This window comes from Mycobacterium shunyiense (assembly GCF_058270075.1).
In genome coordinates, this window is record NZ_JBZDPU010000040.1 from 22,839 (window position 1) to 41,083 (window position 18,245).

Annotated in this window: 5 protein-coding genes and 1 pseudogene; 4 read left to right on the plus strand and 2 right to left on the minus strand. The window is 62.0% G+C overall.

Features of this window, described 5'->3' with window-relative positions:
* Positions 1-12: 12 nt before the first annotated feature.
* The 4 genes and pseudogenes from AC4ELH_RS30535 (at position 13) to AC4ELH_RS30550 (ending at position 14,817) form a co-directional block, all read left to right on the plus strand.
* Positions 13-687 carry a methyltransferase family protein gene (locus tag AC4ELH_RS30535; RefSeq protein ID WP_448449161.1) on the plus strand — a complete coding sequence of 225 codons (675 nt, stop codon included), beginning with the start codon at positions 13-15 and terminating at the stop codon, positions 685-687.
* A gap of 1,053 nt (positions 688-1,740) precedes the next feature.
* Positions 1,741-1,869: a hypothetical protein gene (locus AC4ELH_RS30540; RefSeq protein ID WP_269085853.1), complete on the plus strand. Its 129-nt coding sequence runs from the start codon at positions 1,741-1,743 to the stop codon at positions 1,867-1,869.
* Positions 1,870-1,997: 128 nt separating this feature from the next.
* Positions 1,998-14,111: pseudogene (locus AC4ELH_RS30545) on the plus strand (non-ribosomal peptide synthetase); the annotation flags it as partial.
* A gap of 40 nt (positions 14,112-14,151) precedes the next feature.
* Entirely contained in the window at positions 14,152-14,817 is a 666-nt protein-coding gene (locus tag AC4ELH_RS30550) for a methyltransferase family protein (RefSeq protein ID WP_064884550.1), read from the plus strand.
* A 16-nt stretch (positions 14,818-14,833) separates the two neighbouring features.
* Here AC4ELH_RS30550 and AC4ELH_RS30555 read toward each other — a convergent pair whose 3' ends face one another.
* On the minus strand, positions 14,834-16,168 hold the full coding sequence (locus AC4ELH_RS30555; protein ID WP_498888527.1) for a WS/DGAT/MGAT family O-acyltransferase: 1,335 nt from the start codon (positions 16,166-16,168) through the stop codon (positions 14,834-14,836).
* An 80-nt stretch (positions 16,169-16,248) separates the two neighbouring features.
* A complete protein-coding gene (htpG, locus tag AC4ELH_RS30560; protein ID WP_498888529.1) occupies positions 16,249-18,201 on the minus strand; it encodes a molecular chaperone HtpG in 1,953 nt (650 codons plus the stop codon).
* Positions 18,202-18,245 lie beyond the last annotated feature (44 nt).

Consider the following 18,245-nt stretch of genomic DNA (forward strand, 5'->3'; position numbering starts at 1 on the left):
CAGGAGGATGGCATGAGCACCGATCTTCGGGTGGCGATTCAATCTGTACTCGGTCTGGCCGTGTTGGGCGCGCTGCTGTTCATACCGGCGGGGACCCTCGACTACTGGCAGGCGTGGGTTTTCCTGTCGGTGTATGCGGTACTGGCAATCGCCTCCACCGTCTTCCTGCTGAGGAAAGACAAGGCGATCGTCGAGCGGCGCATGCGGGTCGGACAGAAGGCCGAATCACGACCGGTGCAAAAGGTCGTGGTGCTCGTCATCGTGAACCTGTCCATCGCGCTGCCGGTGTTCTGCGCCCTGGACCACCGCTTCGGCTGGTCTCCGGTGCCCACCGGGGTATCGCTGATCGGTAACGCGATGTTCGCCGTCGGCCTCGGCATCACGATGTTCACCATGCTCCAAAACAGCTATGCGTCAGCCAACATCACCGTGGAGTCGGAGCAGAAACTGGTCTCCACCGGGCTCTACGGGCTTGTGCGACACCCCATGTACATGGGGGCGCTGATCATGGTGGCGGGGATGCCACTGGCCCTCGGATCATGGTGGGGCCTGGCCTTTCTCATTCCCGTACTGGCCCTTTACGCCTTCCGCATCCACGACGAGGAGGAGCTGCTGGGACAGCAACTCGCGGGATACGGCGAGTACATGCAAAAGGTGCACTATCGGTTGGTGCCGCTCGTTTGGTGACGATCCCAGCTGATCGTCACCGCGGCTGACTCTTCCTAGACCGCCAACTGTTGAGAACTACCGCACCGAACTGGGTCCAGCCGGTGCGGTAGTTCTCTGTTTCTGGCCGGTCTGCACGCGGACCCGTTCACAGAATCCGCTTTCCGGCCAGCGACAGGATCCGGTGACCGCCGTTGCAATCGCACCGGCGGTCGTTGTCGTTCGGATGCGTTTTTCGCAAGATCTTGAAAATTCGCTACTCATTGCAATCGCAAACTAATAGGCCTTGACCGGAGACTGATTACCCTCTAGTTCGGTGGGTATGACCAGGAGTCATTCCTCGTCACCTCACACGCGGGCGTGCCGTGCGGAGCGGTTTCGCAAGATCATTTGCTGAAATTGCAAATACCTTGCGTTGTCGGTCCTTGCCATCTCATGCCAACGGAGTGCGGTCCTGTGATTCTCGGTATCGGCGCGGTTTACTTCGCTGGAGTGAACTACATCAGCGTCATGCGTCAGTGGGCGTCCACCGCCGGATCGATACTGCTTCTAAGCGCAGACTTGCTGATCAGAGCACTGTGACGGTTCTCGTGACGGCGGCAAGGGTGTGGGTTCCGCCAGGCGGGAGTCGCCGGGGTCGGCCAGGGGAGTCCGCCGGTCGTCATGCTGTCCGAGTTTGCCAATGACATTTGCTGAAACTGGTGATTACGGCCACCGTGGTGCGACGTCGCCGGACCGCGGTCGGTTCTAATTCCTGGATTCACAATTTATGCGTCCACTCGACGCCAAGTGGATATGCTGACTTTCTGCAATTACTCAATCCATAGCTGGAGTAGGCCACAGGAAACAGATCGCATGGGGCAGGTCGCGGGGGGATGGGCCCTGCTCCGGATTCCTGAACGTTTTTCACTGGGTCGACTCGACGATGGGGGGCCGGGTGAACGTTGACGGACAACGCAGCCTGTCGGTGACCGCCGCCGGGATCCCGCAGGGCGGGCAACCGGCCAACCTGTCGAGATCCTGTCAGCCGGGCGGACACAGGGTCAGCAGTACGCCACGCGGTGGGAGATTCCAATGAAGATCGATGAACAGTCACTGCCGGTCGAACGCGTGCAGCTCGACAAGTACCACTCGGCCAAGAGCCGCCACCGCATCGGTTTGTCGGTCGGCGTGCCGACGGCGCTGGGGGAGGCGTCGTCGTGACTGCACACCTGACTCGACGCTTGTCGTCGATCGACTTCCTGGATGAGGATGAGCACGCTGAGCTGTTCGACTGGGGCAATCGGCCTGTTCTGACCCGCCCGGCGCGCGCGTCGGCTCCTGTTACGGATTTGTTCGCCGGCCAAGTGGTCCGTTCGCCGGAGGCGGTGGCCGTGGTATTCGAAGGTCGGCAGATGTCGTATGCCGAACTCGATGAAATGTCGAATCGTTTGGCGCACCACCTGGTTGGCCTTGGTGCTGGGCCGGGGCAGTGTGTCGCGGTGTTGTTGCCGCGATCGGCTGACTCCATCGTGGCTGTCCTGGGTGTGTTGAAGTCGGGGGCGGCCTATCTGCCGATCGACCCGTTGCATCCCGATGCGCGGGTTCAGTTCATGCTTGCTGATGCTGAACCGGCTGTGGCAGTGACGACTACGGAATTGGCGGATCGATTGGCCGGTTGCGACATCCACGTCGTTGGTCTCGGGGAGGTGAGTCAGCACAGCGGGCAGACTGCCGCTCTGCCTGTGCCGTCTGCTGATGATGTGGCGTATTTGATTTATACCTCGGGGACGACGGGTCGTCCGAAGGGTGTGGCGGTGACGCACGCCAATGTGGTTCGGCTGTTGGAGACGTTGGATGCGGAGTTGGGTCTGGCGGGTCAGGTGTGGACGCAGTGTCATTCGTTGGCGTTTGACTATTCGGTGTGGGAGATCTGGGGTGCGTTGCTGTTCGGCGGCCGGTTGGTGGTGGTGCCGGAGGCGGTGACGCGGGCTCCGGAAGACCTGCTGGCCTTGCTGGTTGCCGAGCAGGTGACCATGTTCAGTCAGACCCCATCGGCGTTCTATGCTCTGCAAGCTGTCACAGGGTTGCACCCTGAGCTGGATCGCCGGCTCAGTTTGGATACGGTGGTATTCGGCGGGGAAGCGCTTGAGCCGCAGCGGCTTCAACCGTGGTTGGACAGCCATTCGGATTCCCCGCGGTTGGTCAACATGTACGGGATCACCGAGACGACGGTGCATGCCTCGTTCCGGGAGATCACCGCACGCGACGTACAAGGAAACATCAGCCCGATCGGTGTGCCGCTAGGTCACCTCGGGTTCTTTGTGTTGGATGCGTCGCTGCATCCCGCCCCGGTAGGCGTGGTCGGTGAGTTGTATGTAGTCGGTTTCGGGTTGGCATGTGGGTATTGGCGTCGCGGCGGACTGAGTGCGTCACGTTTTGTCGCGTGTCCGTTCGGCGGTGCGGGTGCGCGCATGTATCGGACCGGCGATCTGGCGTCCTGGGATGCTGATGGGCAACTGCGATATGCAGGCCGCGCCGACGAGCAGGTCAAGATCCGCGGATATCGGATCGAACTGGGGGAAATCCGTTCTGTGCTTGCGGAACTGGACGGAGTGAGACAAGCCGAGGTCATAGCGCGCGAGGACCGTCCGGGGGACAAGCGGCTGGTGGGTTATGTGACGGGTTCGGTGGATGCCGGGGTTGTGCGTGCTGCGTTGTCGGAGCGGTTGCCTGGTTATATGGTGCCGGCTGCGATCGTGGTGCTCGACAGTTTGCCGTTGACGGTGAACGGCAAGCTGGACAAGCGTGCTCTGCCGGCTCCGGATTATGTCGAGGGGCAGCAGTATCGGGCTCCGGTCACTGCTGTGGAGGAGGTGTTGGCCGGGATCTATGCGCAGGTGCTGGGCTTGGATCGGGTGGGGATTGACGATTCGTTCTTCGATCTGGGTGGAGACTCCCTTTCTGCGACCCGGCTGGTCAACACGATCAACAGCGACATGGATTCTGCTCTCGCGGTTCGTACGGTGTTCGAGGCGCCGACGGTGGCGGAACTGGCGACGCGCGTCGGTGATGGTCCGGGCCGGCGGGAACCGTTGGTGGCTCAACGGCGGCCGGATGTCATTCCGTTGTCGTATGCCCAGCAGCGGTTGTGGTTCCTGGAGCAACTCCAGGGCCCGTCGCCCATCTACAACATGGCGGTGGCGTTACGGATCAGTGGGAATCTGGACACCGACGCGCTCGGTCAGGCTCTCACCGATGTCGTGGGCCGCCACGAGAGTCTGCGCACCCTGTTTGCGGCACCCGCTGGTGTGCCGCGGCAGGTGGTGGTGCCGGTGGAGGATGTTGACTTCGGTTGGCAGGTTGTCGATGTGAGTGGTTCGTCGGCAGCTGAGGTCGCCGAGATCATTGAAGGTGTGGCGGGTCACGCGTTTGATCTGAGTTGTGAGATCCCGCTGCGGGCGGTGCTTTTGCGCACTGGTGTTGATGAGTTCGTGTTGGCTGCGGTGGTGCATCATATTGCTGCTGATGGTTGGTCGGTGGCTCCGTTGGTGGCGGATTTGCAGTCGGCGTATGCCGCTCGTGCGGTAGGGCGGGAGCCGGAGTGGTCTCCGTTGCCGGTGCAGTATGTCGATTACACGTTGTGGCAGCGTGAGTGTCTGGGTGATCTGACCGACCCGGACAGTCGCATCTCCGGGCAGGTCGCGTACTGGGAGCAGGCGTTGGCGGGGTTGCCTGAGCGCCTTGAATTGCCTACTGATCGTCCTTATCCTTCGGTGGCTGATCATCGGGGTGCCAGCGTCCCGGTGTCGTTGCCCGCCGACCTTCATCGGCTGATCCGCCGGTTGACTCGTGAACACAACGTCACGACGTACATGGTGGTGCAGGCAGCGCTGGCAATGTTGTTGTCGAAGCTGAGCGCGAGTTCTGATGTGGCGGTGGGTGTTCCGATCGCCGGCCGCGGAGACGTGGCTCTGGACCAACTGGTGGGGTTCTTTGTCAACACGTTGGTGTTGCGCGTCGACCTGACCGGCGACCCCACTGCAACCGAGGTTCTGGCACAAGTACGGCAGCGGAGCTTGGCTGCTCTTGAGCATCAGGATGTGCCGTTCGAGGTGTTGGTGGATCGCCTCAACCCGACCCGGTCGCTGGCTCATCATCCGTTGGTCCAGGTCGCCCTGGCCTGGCAGAACTTCACTGCAGACTCGCTGACCGAGTCGGCGTTGGGTGAGGCGCAAGTCAGCCCGCTGACGGTGGATACCCATGTCGCCCGGATGGATCTGACGTTCTCGCTTTCGGAACGCTGGGACGACGCCGGCGAACCCGCAGGCATCGGCGGCACTGTCGAGTTCCGCACCGATGTATTCGACACAGTCGGCATCGAAATGCTGGTGGAGCGGTTGCACCGCGTGTTGGATGCCGTCACCGCTGATCCGCGGCGGCCGTTGTCGTCGATCGATCTGTTGGATGCCGTCGAGCACGCCCGCCTCGACGAAGTGGGTAACCGGGCTGCCTTGGCCGGGCCGACCACCGTGTCGTCGGTTCCGGCGATGTTCGCACAGCAGGTCGTCCGCACCCCGGACGCGGTGGCACTGGTCTGCGGACAGAGTTCGTTGACCTACCGCGAACTAGACGAGGCGTCGAACCGCTTGGCGCACTGGTTGATTGGCCTTGGCGCCGGGCCCGGCCGGTGCGTGGCTCTGTTCCATTCACGTTGTGCCGAAGCGATTATCTCGATCGTCGCGGTCCTGAAGTCCGGAGCCGCGTATGTGCCGATCGACCCCATGCATCCCGATGCGCGGATCCGGTTCATGCTCGACGATGCTGCACCTGTCGCCGTCTTGACCTCGGCGAGTTGGGCCAACCGGCTATCGCGATGCGATGTGCGTGTCGTCGATGTCGGGGATCCGCGTATCGAGACGCAGCCCAGCACCGCATTGCCGACGCCTGCCGCCGATGACATCGCCTACCTGATCTACACATCGGGAACCACCGGTGTCCCGAAGGGCGTCGCAGTCCCACACCGGAACGTCGCACAACTGCTGGTCCCCTTGGACCGAAACTTGTCGCCAGACGTGTGGTCACAATGGCATTCCTATGCCTTCGATGTTTCGGTGTGGGAGGTGTGGGGCGCTCTTCTGCACGGTGGACGACTGGTGGTGGTGCCGGAGACGGTGGCCAGTTCACCGGACGATTTCCATGACCTTCTCGTGGCTGAGAAGGTCAGTGTGCTGAGCCAAACCCCTTCTGCGGTGGGAGTCCTTTCGCCAGAGGGACTGGAATCGACGGCGCTGGTGGTGGCAGGCGAGGCCTGCTCCGTCGAGGTGATGGACCATTGGGCATCCGGTGGACGGGTGATGATCAATGCCTATGGACCGACCGAAGCCACGGTGTATGCCTCGATCAGTGCTCCGTTGCAGGCCGGTTCGAATGTCGTTCCAATAGGCTCGCCGGTCCGGGGCGCCGCGTTGTTCGTGCTGGACAGGCTGCTTCGGCCGGTGCCTGTCGGTGTGGTCGGGGAACTGTATGTTGCCGGTCAGGGCGTGGCCTACGGATACGCCCGTCGTGCGGGGTTGACTGCCTCGCGATTCGTGCCCTGTCCGTTCGGCATGCCGGGCTCGCGGATGTACCGGACCGGAGACCTGGCGTTGTGGGGTCCGGATGGGCAGTTGCGGTATTTGGGGCGTGCTGATGAGCAGGTCAAGATCCGTGGATATCGGATCGAGCTGGGTGAAATCCAAACGGCGTTGGCTGCCCTGGAAGACGTCCAGCAAGCTGCCGTCATAGTGCGGGAAGACAAGCCGGGCGACAAGCGTCTGGTCGGATATGTCACTGGGGCAGCGGATCCCGCGGCTGTCCGGGGGGCGTTGTCCGAACGCTTGCCCGGCTACATGGTCCCGGTAGCGGTGATGTTGGTCGACGCTCTGCCATTGACCGTCAACGGCAAGCTCGACCGGCGAGCGCTACCGGCACCGGAGTACGCCGACGCCAACACCTACCGTGCCCCGAGCATGCCGAAGGAAGAGATCCTGGCCGGGATATACGCCCAAATCCTGGGATTGGAACAGGTAGGGATCGATGACTCGTTCTTCGATCTGGGTGGCGATTCGCTGTCGGCCATGCGACTGATCAATGCGATTCACGCAAGCTTGGATGCCAGTCTTCCAGTTCGCGCCGTCTTCGATGCGCCTACTGTGGCTGAACTGGCGGTGCGTCTCGGTGAGAATGCGGGCGGACGCGATCCATTGGTGCCCCAGCCTCGCCCAGAGGTCCTCCCGTTGTCCTATGCCCAACAACGGTTGTGGTTCCTCGACCATCTGCAGGGACCCTCACCGGTGTACAACATGCCAGTGGCGCTGCGGCTGCGCGGCCATTTGGATACCGATGCGCTCGGCCACGCCCTGATGGACATGGTGGGCAGGCACGAATCGCTGCGCACTGTATTCGCAGAGTCCGACGGGGCGCTTCGACAAGTGATCATCCCCGTGGCGCAGGCTGACTTCGGTTGGCGGGTAGTTGATGCCACCGGTTGGACCAGCGCCGAATTGGCCGAGGCGATCGAACGTGTGACGAGCCACGCCTTCGACCTGGCCAGCGAGATTCCCTTGCGGGCAGAGCTGTTCCACATCGGAGAGGGCGACAACGTCCTGGTAGCGGTGGTGCATCACATTGCGGGTGATGGCGCTTCCGTCGGTCCGCTGTTGGCTGGTCTCGGTGCGGCCTATGCGTGTCGCTGCCAGGGCCTTGCACCGGATTGGTCGCCTTTGCCGGTGCAGTACGTGGATTACGCGTTGTGGCAACGTTCGTATCTGGGTGACCTGGCCGATCGCGACAGCCGGATATCCGGCCAGGTGGCGTACTGGGCAGATATGTTGGCCGGTCTGCCGGAGCGGTTGGAGTTGCCAACGGATCGGCCGTATCCGCTGATTGCCGGTCACGAAGGCGCCCGGGTGCCAGTCTCGTGGCCGGCCGGCCTGCAGCGCCAGATCCGCCGCGTCGCCCGGGAATATCGCGCGACTCCGTTCATGGTGGTCCAGGCCGCCCTGGCTGTTCTGCTGTCGAAACTCAGTGCGAGTGCTGATGTGGCTGTGGGCTTCCCGGTCGCAGACCGGGTGGACCCCGCCTTGGACGAACTGGTCGGTTTCTTCGTCAACACTCTGGTGTTGCGGGTGGATCTGTCCGGCGATCCGACAGTCGGGGAGGTGCTGGAGCAGGTTCGCCATCGCAGCCTCACCGCACTCGAGCATCAGGACGTGCCGTTCGAAGTCTTGGTAGATCGACTCAACCCGACTCGATCGCTGGCCCATCACCCGCTTGTGCAGGTGGAACTGGCCTGGCAGAACTTCGCCAGAACAGAGGGTGCCGAATCGGCGTTGGGTGATGTCGAGGCAGTTCCACTGGAAGCCGAGACCCGAACCGCGCGTATGGATCTGACATTGTCGATGTCGGAGCGGTGGGATGCGACCGGCGAACTCGCCGGAATATCAGGAATGGCGGAATTCCGCACGGACGTCTTCGATACGGACAGCATCGAAACCCTGATCAGTCGGTTGGAGCGCGTGCTCGCGGCGATCACTGCCGATGTGGACCAGCGGCTGTCGTCGATGGACTTCTTGGGCGAGGATGAGCACACGGAGCTGTTGGGATGGGGTAATCGAGCGGTGCTGGACGACTCGGTCGCCGCGTCGGCTTCGATTACGGACTTGTTCGCCGCACAGGTCACGCGCTCACGCGAAGCGGTCGCACTGTCGTTCGACGGCCGTTCGATGTCTTATGCGCAACTCGATGAGTCATCAGACCGTTTGGCCCGCTTGCTGGTAACCAAAGGTGCCCGACCCGGCACGTGCGTCGCGGTGTTGTTGCCGCGATCGGCTGACTCCATCGTGGCGATTCTGGCGATCTTGAAGTCGGGAGCGGCCTATCTGCCGATCGATCCACTGCATCCTGATGCGCGCGTCGAATTCATGCTTGGTGACGCGTCACCTGTTGTCGCGGTGACCACTGCGGGATTGGCGGCCCGGCTGTCCGGCTGTGATTTGGAGCTTGTTGAACTCGATCATGTGCATTCCGTGGGGGACGACGGGGCGACGTTGCCTGTGCCGTCGGCTGATGATGTGGCGTATTTGATTTATACCTCGGGGACGACGGGTCGTCCGAAGGGTGTGGCGGTGACGCACGCCAATGTGGTTCGGCTGTTGGAGACGTTGGATGCGGAGTTGGGTCTGGCGGGTCAGGTGTGGACGCAGTGTCATTCGTTGGCGTTTGACTATTCGGTGTGGGAGATCTGGGGTGCGTTGCTGTTCGGCGGCCGGTTGGTGGTGGTGCCGGAGGCGGTGACGCGGGCTCCGGAAGACCTGCTGGCCTTGCTGGTTGCCGAGCAGGTCACTGTGTTGAGTCAGACGCCATCGGCATTCTATGCATTGCAGTCCGTTGATTCCTTGCTGCCGGGGGCAGGCCGTCAGCTGAAGGTGGAGACGGTGGTGTTCGGCGGGGAAGCGCTTGAGCCGCAGCGGCTTCAACCGTGGTTGGACAGCCATTCGGATTCCCCGCGGTTGGTCAACATGTACGGGATCACCGAGACGACGGTGCATGCCTCGTTCCGGGAGATCGTGGCCGACGATGCTGAGGGCAGCGTCAGCCCGATCGGTGTGCCATTGGCTCATCTCGGGTTCTTTGTGTTGGATGCGTCGCTGCATCCCGCGCCGGCCGGTGTGGTGGGTGAGCTGTATGTGACCGGAGGTGGCCTGGCATATGGCTATTGGCGTCGTGGTGGATTGACCGCGTCGCGTTTTGTCGCGTGTCCGTTCGGCGGTGCGGGTGCGCGCATGTATCGGACCGGTGACCTGGCGTCCTGGGGTGCCGATGGCCAGCTGCGTTATCTGGGGCGTGCCGATGAGCAGGTCAAGATCCGCGGTTACCGCATCGAATTAGGTGAGATCCAAACAGCATTGGCCGATCTTGATGGGGTGGACCAAGCTGCGGTGGTCGCCCGGGAGGACTGTCCGGGGGACAAGCGGCTGGTGGGTTATGTGACGGGTTCGGTGGATGCCGGGGTTGTGCGTGCTGCGTTGTCGGAGCGGTTGCCTGGTTATATGGTGCCGGCTGCGATCGTGGTGCTCGACAGTTTGCCGTTGACGGTGAACGGCAAGCTGGACAAGCGTGCTCTGCCTGCTCCGGATTATGTCGAGGGGCAGCAGTATCGGGCTCCGGTCACTGCTGTGGAGGAGGTGTTGGCCGGGATCTATGCCCAGGTGCTGGGCTTGGATCGGGTGGGGATTGACGATTCGTTCTTCGATCTGGGTGGAGACTCCCTTTCTGCGACGCGGCTGATCAATGCCGTTAATGCCATTCTGGACAGCAATTTTGCGGTTCGTGCGGTGTTCGAGGCACCTACCGTGGCGGCACTCGCTGAGCGGGCCGCGGAAAGTTCAGGACAACGCCGTCCGTTGGTGGCTCAACGGCGGCCGGATGTCATTCCGTTGTCGTATGCCCAGCAGCGGTTGTGGTTCCTGGACCAGCTGCAGGGTCCGTCGCCGATTTACAACATGCCGGCGGTCTATCGGATCAACGGACACCTGGATGCCGATGCCCTGGGGCGCGCGTTGTCCGATGTCGTGGAGCGCCACGAGTCGTTACGAACGGTGTTCAGATCGGTTGATGGTGTGCCGCGGCAGGTGGTGGTGCCGGTGGAGGATGTTGACTTCGGTTGGCAGGTTGTCGATGTGAGTGGTTCCTCGGCAGCTGAGGTCGCCGAGATCATTGAAGGTGTGGCGGGTCACGCGTTTGATCTGAGTTGTGAGATCCCGCTTCGGGCAGTGCTTTTGCGCACTGGTGTTGATGAGTTCGTGTTGGCTGCGGTGGTGCATCATATTGCTGCTGATGGTTGGTCGGTGGCTCCGTTGGTGGCGGATTTGCAGTCGGCGTATGCCGCTCGTGCGGTAGGGCGGGGGCCGGAGTGGTCACCGTTGCCGGTGCAGTATGTCGATTACACGTTGTGGCAGCGTGAGTGTCTGGGTGATCTGACCGACCCGGACAGTCGCATCTCCGGGCAGGTCGCGTACTGGGAGCAGGCGTTGGCGGGGTTGCCTGAGCGCCTTGAATTGCCTACAGATCGTCCTTATCCTTCGGTGGCTGATCATCGGGGTGTCAGCGTCCCGGTGTCGTTGCCCGCCGAACTGCACAAACGCGTCCGTGAAGTCGCGCGGGAGCACAATGTCACCACGTACATGGTGGTGCAGGCAGCACTGACGACGTTGTTGTCGAAGCTGAGCGCGAGTTCTGATGTGGCGGTGGGTGTTCCGATCGCCGGCCGCGGAGACGTGGCTCTGGACCAACTGGTGGGGTTCTTTGTCAACACGTTGGTATTACGGGTCGACTTGGCCGGTGATCTCACTGTCGGTGAGTTGTTGGACCAGGTTCGCCGGCGGAGCTTGGCTGCTCTTGAGCATCAGGATGTGCCGTTCGAGGTGTTGGTGGATCGCCTCAACCCGGCCCGGTCGCTGGCGCATCATCCGTTGGTCCAGGTCGCCCTGGCCTGGCAGAACTTCATCGACGACTCTGCAGCCCGCTCTACCTCGGGTGGCATTCAGGCTGCGCCGTTGGAAACGACGACGCGAACTGCCCGGATGGATCTGACGTTCTTGCTTTCGGAACGCTGGGACGACGCCGGCGAACCCGCAGGCATCGGCGGCACTGTCGAGTTCCGCACCGATGTATTCGACACGGCCAGTATCGAGGTACTGGTCGAACGGTTCAATCGAATGCTGGCAGCGATGGCGGTGGATCCCAACCGCCGCTTGTCTTCTGTGGACTTCCTGGACGAGGACGAATACAACCGGTTGGATGCCATGGGCAACCGATCGGTGCTCGCGGAGTCGGTGGTGCCGGTGTCTGTTCCGGCGGTGTTCTCGCGGCAAGCAGCATGCACACCCGACATGGTGGCGGTGAGTTTTGAAGGCCGCTCGTTGACGTACGGGCAGCTGGATGAGGCGTCGAACAGGCTGGCGCATCTCCTGGTCTCTCAAGGCGCACAGGCTGGGCGATATGTGGGTTTGTTGATGGGCCGTTCTGCTGATGCGATAGTTGCGATCCTTGGTGTGCTCAAGTCTGGAGCGGCGTACTTGCCGATTGATCCGGCGGTACCCGACGACCGGGTGCAGTTCGTCCTGGCTGATGCCGAGCCTGTGGTGATGCTGTCCTCAGGTGGTTCTGTCGGCCGATTGGCCGAATGCGATGTGCCTGTCATAGACGTCTGCGATCCGCGTATTGCTGATCAGCCCTGTACCCCGTTGCCGGCGCCCGCACCTGATGACGTTGCGCACGTCATCTATACGTCGGGAACGACTGGAGTTCCGAAAGGTGTTGCGGTCACCCATCAGAACGTGACGCGGTTGTTCGACGGGCTGGACGTCGGTGTCGAGATGGGGCCCCAGCAGGTGTGGGCCGCGTGTTCTTCTCTGGCATTCGATTATTCGGTGTGGGAGATCTGGGGGGCTCTCCTGCACGGTGGACGGCTGGTGGTGGTGCCCGATTCGGTCACCCGGTCGCCCGAGGAACTGCAGGCGCTGCTTGTTGAACAACAGGTGTCGGTGCTGAGTCAAACACCCTCTGCGGTAGGCATGTTAGATCCGAGTCTGTTGGGTTCAGTGACGGCGTTGATGGTGGCAGCCGAGGCGTGCCCGCCGGATGTGGTGGATCGCTGGGCGCCGGGCCGGGTGATGATCAACGGGTACGGTCCGACGGAGACGACTGTCTATGCCACGATCAGCGCGCCGTTGAAGGAAGCTGGGCCAGCCGGTCCGGCTGTCGTTCCGATCGGGTTCCCGGTTCCCGGTGCGGCATTGTTCGTCTTGGATCGATGGTTGCATCCGGTGCCTCCAGGCGTGATGGGTGAGCTGTACGTGGCCGGTCGTGGTGTGGGTGTGGGTTACGTGCGCCGGCCAGGTTTGACCGCATCGCGGTTTGTGCCATGCCCGTTCGGGGCCCCGGGTTCGCGGATGTACCGGACCGGAGATCTGGTGTCGTGGGGTCCGGATGGGCAGTTGCGGTATGCTGGGCGAGCCGATGAGCAGGTAAAGATCCGCGGTTATCGCATCGAATTGGGCGAGATCCAAACAGCGCTCATCGATCTTGACGGTGTGCGTCAGGCAGCGGTGGTCGTCCGGGAAGATCGGCCGGGCGACAAACGTCTCGTCGGCTACATCACCGGCACGGCAGATCCGGTAGATGCCAGGGCGATCCTGGCAGAGCGATTGCCCGGCTATATGGTGCCGGCCGCGTTGGTGCTGCTCGACTCCCTGCCGCTGACCGTCAACGGCAAGCTGGACAAGCGTGCCCTGCCTGCGCCTGAATACAGCGACAGTGACGGATACCGCGCCCCGACGAATCCTGTCGAAGAGATGCTGGCCGCAATTTACGGCCAGGTGTTGGGGTTGGAGCGCGTTGGTGTCGACGATTCCTTCTTCGATCTGGGTGGCGATTCTCTGTCCGCCATGCGGTTGATCAATGCGATCAACGCCGGCCTCGATGCAGACCTGGCAGTAAGCGCCATATTTGACGCACCGTCGGTGCGGCAGCTCGGCCAACGAGTGGGTAAGGCGAGCAGTGCCGAGCAGGTGGTACCCGTTGAAGTGCTCAAGGAAGGCAGCGGCGTTCCGTTGTGGTGCATCCATGACGGTTATGGCCTGAGTTGGTCCTATCGGGCGTTGGGTGAGTTCGTGGACCGCCCGATTATCGGCGTCAACCAAATTTCCAGAGTCGGTGAAGCCGCAGACTCAACAATTCGGAGTATGGCGGAAAGTTATGCCGACAGGCTCCAGGCCCTTCATGGACGTGGGCCGTATACGCTTCTTGGTTGGTCTTTCGGTGGCATCGTCGCGCATGCATTGGGAGTAGAACTCCAGCGCAGAGGTTGCGAGGTCCGGCGACTGGTGTTGGTAGATGCGGTACTGAGCACAAGCAAATTCAGAGCCAGCGTAGTTCGGGCAATCGCCAATAATCGAAACGCCATCGAGGGCTGGGTTCTGGATTACCTTCTACAGACCAACAATATCGCCGTGCCGTTGCACTGGGGGCCGCTTACATACCGACGGGCTGAAGAACTTGTTCGGCGCCAGAACGCCTCTGGTTTCACCCTGCCGCCGAAGGCGCTGATCGAGTTCATGGCGCAGAGTGTCAGCACTGACCAGATGTGCCTCTTGAAGCACATGCCCGAGGTGTTCCACGGAGATGTGGTCGCCTTCTCTGCACTGCGGCGGGTGAGCCACGGAAACGCGGGTACTCGCTCGCGCTCGGGATGGAGCAGGTTCCGCAGTCGGGCGGCCATTCGGTCCTGTCTGAAGAGTTGGGGACCGTTTGTCGACGGTGATATCGAGGTGACCACTGTCGACTGCACGCATTTCCAGATGTTCAATGCCGAGTCGCTGAGCGAGTATGGCGGGCACCTTTCGACTTCACTGGACTGCTGACGTAGCCGGTCCAAGTCTCGCGTTTAACCCAGGAGGGGTGATGAGGAACATTTTGCGAATGCTGTTCACGGGCACGCTGGGGCTGGTGTCCTACGCACTGTTCGTGTTTGTGCCGGCCGGCACGCCGAACTACTGGCAGGCCTGGGTTCTTTTGGCCGTGATCGCAACCACCGGATGGGTCTCGAGCATCTATTTCCTGCGGACGAATCCCGAGGTCTTGGAGCGACGAATACCGACCGCGGAGACCCGCCCGTTTCAAAAAGTGGTCGTGAGCGGAGTGTTTCTGCTCGGCGCGGCAATGCTGATCGTCAGCGCCCTCGACCACCGATTTGGCTGGTCCGCAGTGCCGACAGCGATGTCCATAGTCGGAAACATCCTGGTCGCAATTGGAATCACCATTGTCCAAGTGGTGCTCGTCCAGAACAGCCATGCCGCGGTCACGGTGCGGGTGGAAGCCGGCCAGCAACTCGTCTCTACCGGTCTCTACGGGCTGGTGCGGCACCCCATGTACACGTGCAACGCATTTCTGCTGGTAGGTGTGCCTCTGGCGCTCGGATCCTACTGGGGGTTGATCTTCATCATCCCGTCTGTACTCGTCTTCGCGTTCCGCATCCACGATGAAGAAGCGCTGCTTCAAGAAGAGTTGGCCGGCTATCGCGAATATATGCAGAAGGTTCGCTATCGCCTGGTGCCAGGCGTTTGGTAAGTGCTGGCGTCGCCCTTCACAGAAAAGTGCCGGTGAGCGAGAACTCCTTCAAAGCGGTCGAAAGATCAAGGCGCAGTTCATCGTTAGAGTTGGCGCGTCCAGGCAGGTAAGAAATCAGCGAGATGAAAAACTGTCCGTTCACAGTTCCCGAGAGCATGGTCTGAACACCGCCGTACCGGTGCAGCGTCGACGCGGACACCCCGAGGTGGTGCAACCTCAAGGCGAACAATGCGGCGTCCGTCCCATCTGCCCGGCCGGCGGCGGGATCGACCTCTCCGACGTTCGACGCGCCGACGAGATTGAAGGGGTTGCCTCTGGTCGCTCCCCGGGCGGCGTTGAGGACCCTCTCGGACATGAGAGGTACCAGGGCATTCAGGACCTGCTGAGGGTCGGGCTCTTCCGAGTGCCGAATGAGTTCCTGCTTGACTGCTGCTCGGATACTGCGTAGGTCAGTCGTCGCCGATGCGGGATCGACCGTGGCACGTACGCCGCCGATCGCGTTGGCGCGGGTATCGCCCGGGGTGCGTTCGTTGACTGGGAGCGTGACGACCACCGAACCGTCTGTCGCAACACGTCCGGCACGTTGGGCGAGACGAGCCGCCAGCCCCACCAGCAGCGTGTTTCGGGTACCGCCGAGTGCGTGGGCGCAGGCGTCCCATTTGTCGGCATCGATGAAGATGGTTGCCGTTGGGAGAAGATGAGATTCGTCGGATTCCGGCGGCGCAGGCGAAGCAGTGGTGGGCGGCGCGGCAGCTCCGGTGCCTTTGTGCCCTTGCTGCCCCAGTCGTATCGCGCCGACGATCGCACGGCCTATGGCCGGAATGTCCCTCACGGTTTGTCCGGCATCTTGCCGGATGGCCTGCCAGCGTCCGCGTGACCCGGCAGGCGGCCAGTTGATCGGGTCGTCCTGGCCGAGCGCGGCCTCCATCATCGCCTGCCACAACCCGACGCCATCGGCCAGACAGTGCGAGATGACCAAACTCACGCCCGCCCCACCCTCGGTGAACGGCAAGGTCGCGAGATGCCAACCGGGTCCGTGCTCGGAATCCAGTGGGCTGGTGACCTGCTCGTTGAGCCAATCATCGAATGCCGCACGCGGGCGCGCCAACTCGACGATCTCCAGCTCAGATGAGTTTTCGGGCTGCACCCACCGGCTGCGGCCGAACGGCAAGGGTGACCGGGCGATGCAGCGAGAAAGCCGCCCTCGCTGGATATGGCCGTGAAACCGCTGTAGACCGACGATGTCGATCGGACGGTCGTACTCCCAGACGCACTGCAGCAGAGTGCTCGATCGGGTGGCTTGGTTGATGTCGTACATGGTCTGATCGAGCAGGTCGAGTACGTTGCTCATTTTTGTACGGTACGAGGCCGAACGCCGATTTACCTGACAATTGCAACGAAATGTTCCGGAATCTGCTGCGATAGCACCTTTTACACAGTGTTGGCCAAGCGATCGGCGAGAATTCCGGCGAACCTGGCCGGATCGTCGGGCAGCCCGCCTTCGGCAAGAAGAGCTGTGCCGTAGAGCAATTCAGCGGTCTCGGCGAGCCGATGGGAACCGGCATCATCGACGCTCGTCGAATGTGCCTGACGCAAGCCGATGACCAGCGGATGGCTCGGGTTGAGCTCGAGGATCCGCTTGCCGATCGGAACGGTCTGTCCGGACGCCCGGTACATGCGCGCCAATGCCGGCGTGATTCCGAATGTGGGGGTGATCAGACAGGCCGGGGATTCGGTCAAGCGACTGGACAAGCGCACTTCGGAGACCCGTTCGCTCAGCGTCTCCTTCAGCCAGGCCATGAGTTCGGCGAACTCCTGCTTCTGAGCCTCTCGTGCGGCCTCATGCGCGGCTTTGTCTTCCTCGGAGTCGAGATCGACCTCACCCCTGGCGACCGACTGCAGTGGCTTGCCGTCGAATTCAGGTACCGAGCCAACCCAAACCTCGTCGACCGGGTCGGTGAGCAGGAGCACCTCGTAGCCTTTGGCCTTGAACGCCTCCAGATGTGGTGACTTTTGGAGTTGCTCTACAGAGGGCCCCGTCGCGTAGAAGATCTGTTCCTGCCCATCCTTCATACGTGCGACGTACTCCGGCAGCGTCGTCACGCCCCTGTCGTTCTCGGGGTCGGAGAACGTGGTGGCGAAGGACGAAATCCGCAGCAGCGTGTCCTGATTGTCCACGTCCGACATCAGACCCTCTTTGAGGACGGCGCCGAATTGTGTCCAGAAGGTGCGGTAGTCCTCGGGCTTGCCGGCCTGCAGATCCGCGATGGTCGACAGGACCTTCTTGGTCAGCCGGCGGCGAATCGCGGTGACCTGCCGGTCTTGTTGCAGGATCTCGCGAGAGACATTGAGTGACATGCCCTGTGCGTCCACGACGCCCTTGACGAAGCGCAGATAGCCGGGCATGAGCTCTTCGCAATCTCCCATCACGAAGACGCGCTTGATGTAGAGCTGGACGCCGGTCTTGGCGTCCCTGGTGAACAGGTCGAACGGGGCATGCGACGGAATGAACAACAAGGCCTGGTATTCGAAACTGCCCTCGCCCCTCATCGAGATGACGGCGAGCGGATCGTCCCAGGCATGGGCGATGTGCTTGTAGAACTCGTGGTATTCCTCTTCGGAAACCTCGTCTTTGGGCTTGGCCCACAACGCCTTCATCGAGTTGAGCGTCTGGGTTTCCACGGTGACGGTGTCTGGACCGCCTTCCTCGGCAGCCGGCGTGTGTTGCTCGACCTGCATGCGGACGGGCCAGGCGATGAAGTCGGAGTACTTCTTGACAAGCTCTCGGATCTTCCACTCAGCGGTGTAGTCGTGAAGCTGGTCGTCGACGTCCTCGGGTTTGAGGTACAGCGTGACCGACGTGCCCTGCGGAGCGTCATCGACGGACTCGATGGTGTAGGTACCGTCGCCGCTCGACACCCAACGGGTCGCCCCACTCTCCCCGGCCTTTCTGGTGAGCAGTTCGACCTTGTCCGCCACCATGAACGTGGAGTAGAACCCGACGCCGAACTGTCCGATCAGTTCCTCGGAGTCGGCCGACTTCTTGGCTTCCTGTAGTTGCCGGCGCAGCTCGCCGGTGCCGGATTTGGCGAGGGTGCCGATCAGGTCGACTACTTCTTCGCGTGTCATCCCGATACCGTTGTCGCGCACGGTCAGCGTTCGCGGATTCCGCCCGACCTCGATATCGATGTGGAGGTCAGAGATGTCAGCGGTCAGGTCCTTGTTCCGCAGCGTTTCGAGGCGGAGCTTGTCCAAGGCGTCGGACGCGTTCGAGATCAGCTCTCGAAGAAACGAGTCCTTGTTGGAGTAGACCGAGTGGACCAGCAGATCCAGGAGTTGGCGTGCCTCCGCCTGAAACTCCAACTGTTCGACAGGTGCAGACATGTGATTCCATCCCCACAGATCAACCTACGTTGGCTAGCAACGAG

Bases quoted from the DNA above. Each gene is read 5' to 3' on its own strand.
- htpG (WP_498888529.1), bottom strand. From the start codon at position 18,201: ATGTCTGCACCTGTCGAACAGTTGGAGTTTCAGGCGGAGGCACGCCAA.
- AC4ELH_RS30540 (WP_269085853.1), top strand. From the start codon at position 1,741: ATGAAGATCGATGAACAGTCACTGCCGGTCGAACGCGTGCAGCTCGAC.
- AC4ELH_RS30555 (WP_498888527.1), bottom strand. From the start codon at position 16,168: ATGAGCAACGTACTCGACCTGCTCGATCAGACCATGTACGACATCAAC.
- AC4ELH_RS30550 (WP_064884550.1), top strand. From the start codon at position 14,152: ATGAGGAACATTTTGCGAATGCTGTTCACGGGCACGCTGGGGCTGGTG.
- AC4ELH_RS30535 (WP_448449161.1), top strand. From the start codon at position 13: ATGAGCACCGATCTTCGGGTGGCGATTCAATCTGTACTCGGTCTGGCC.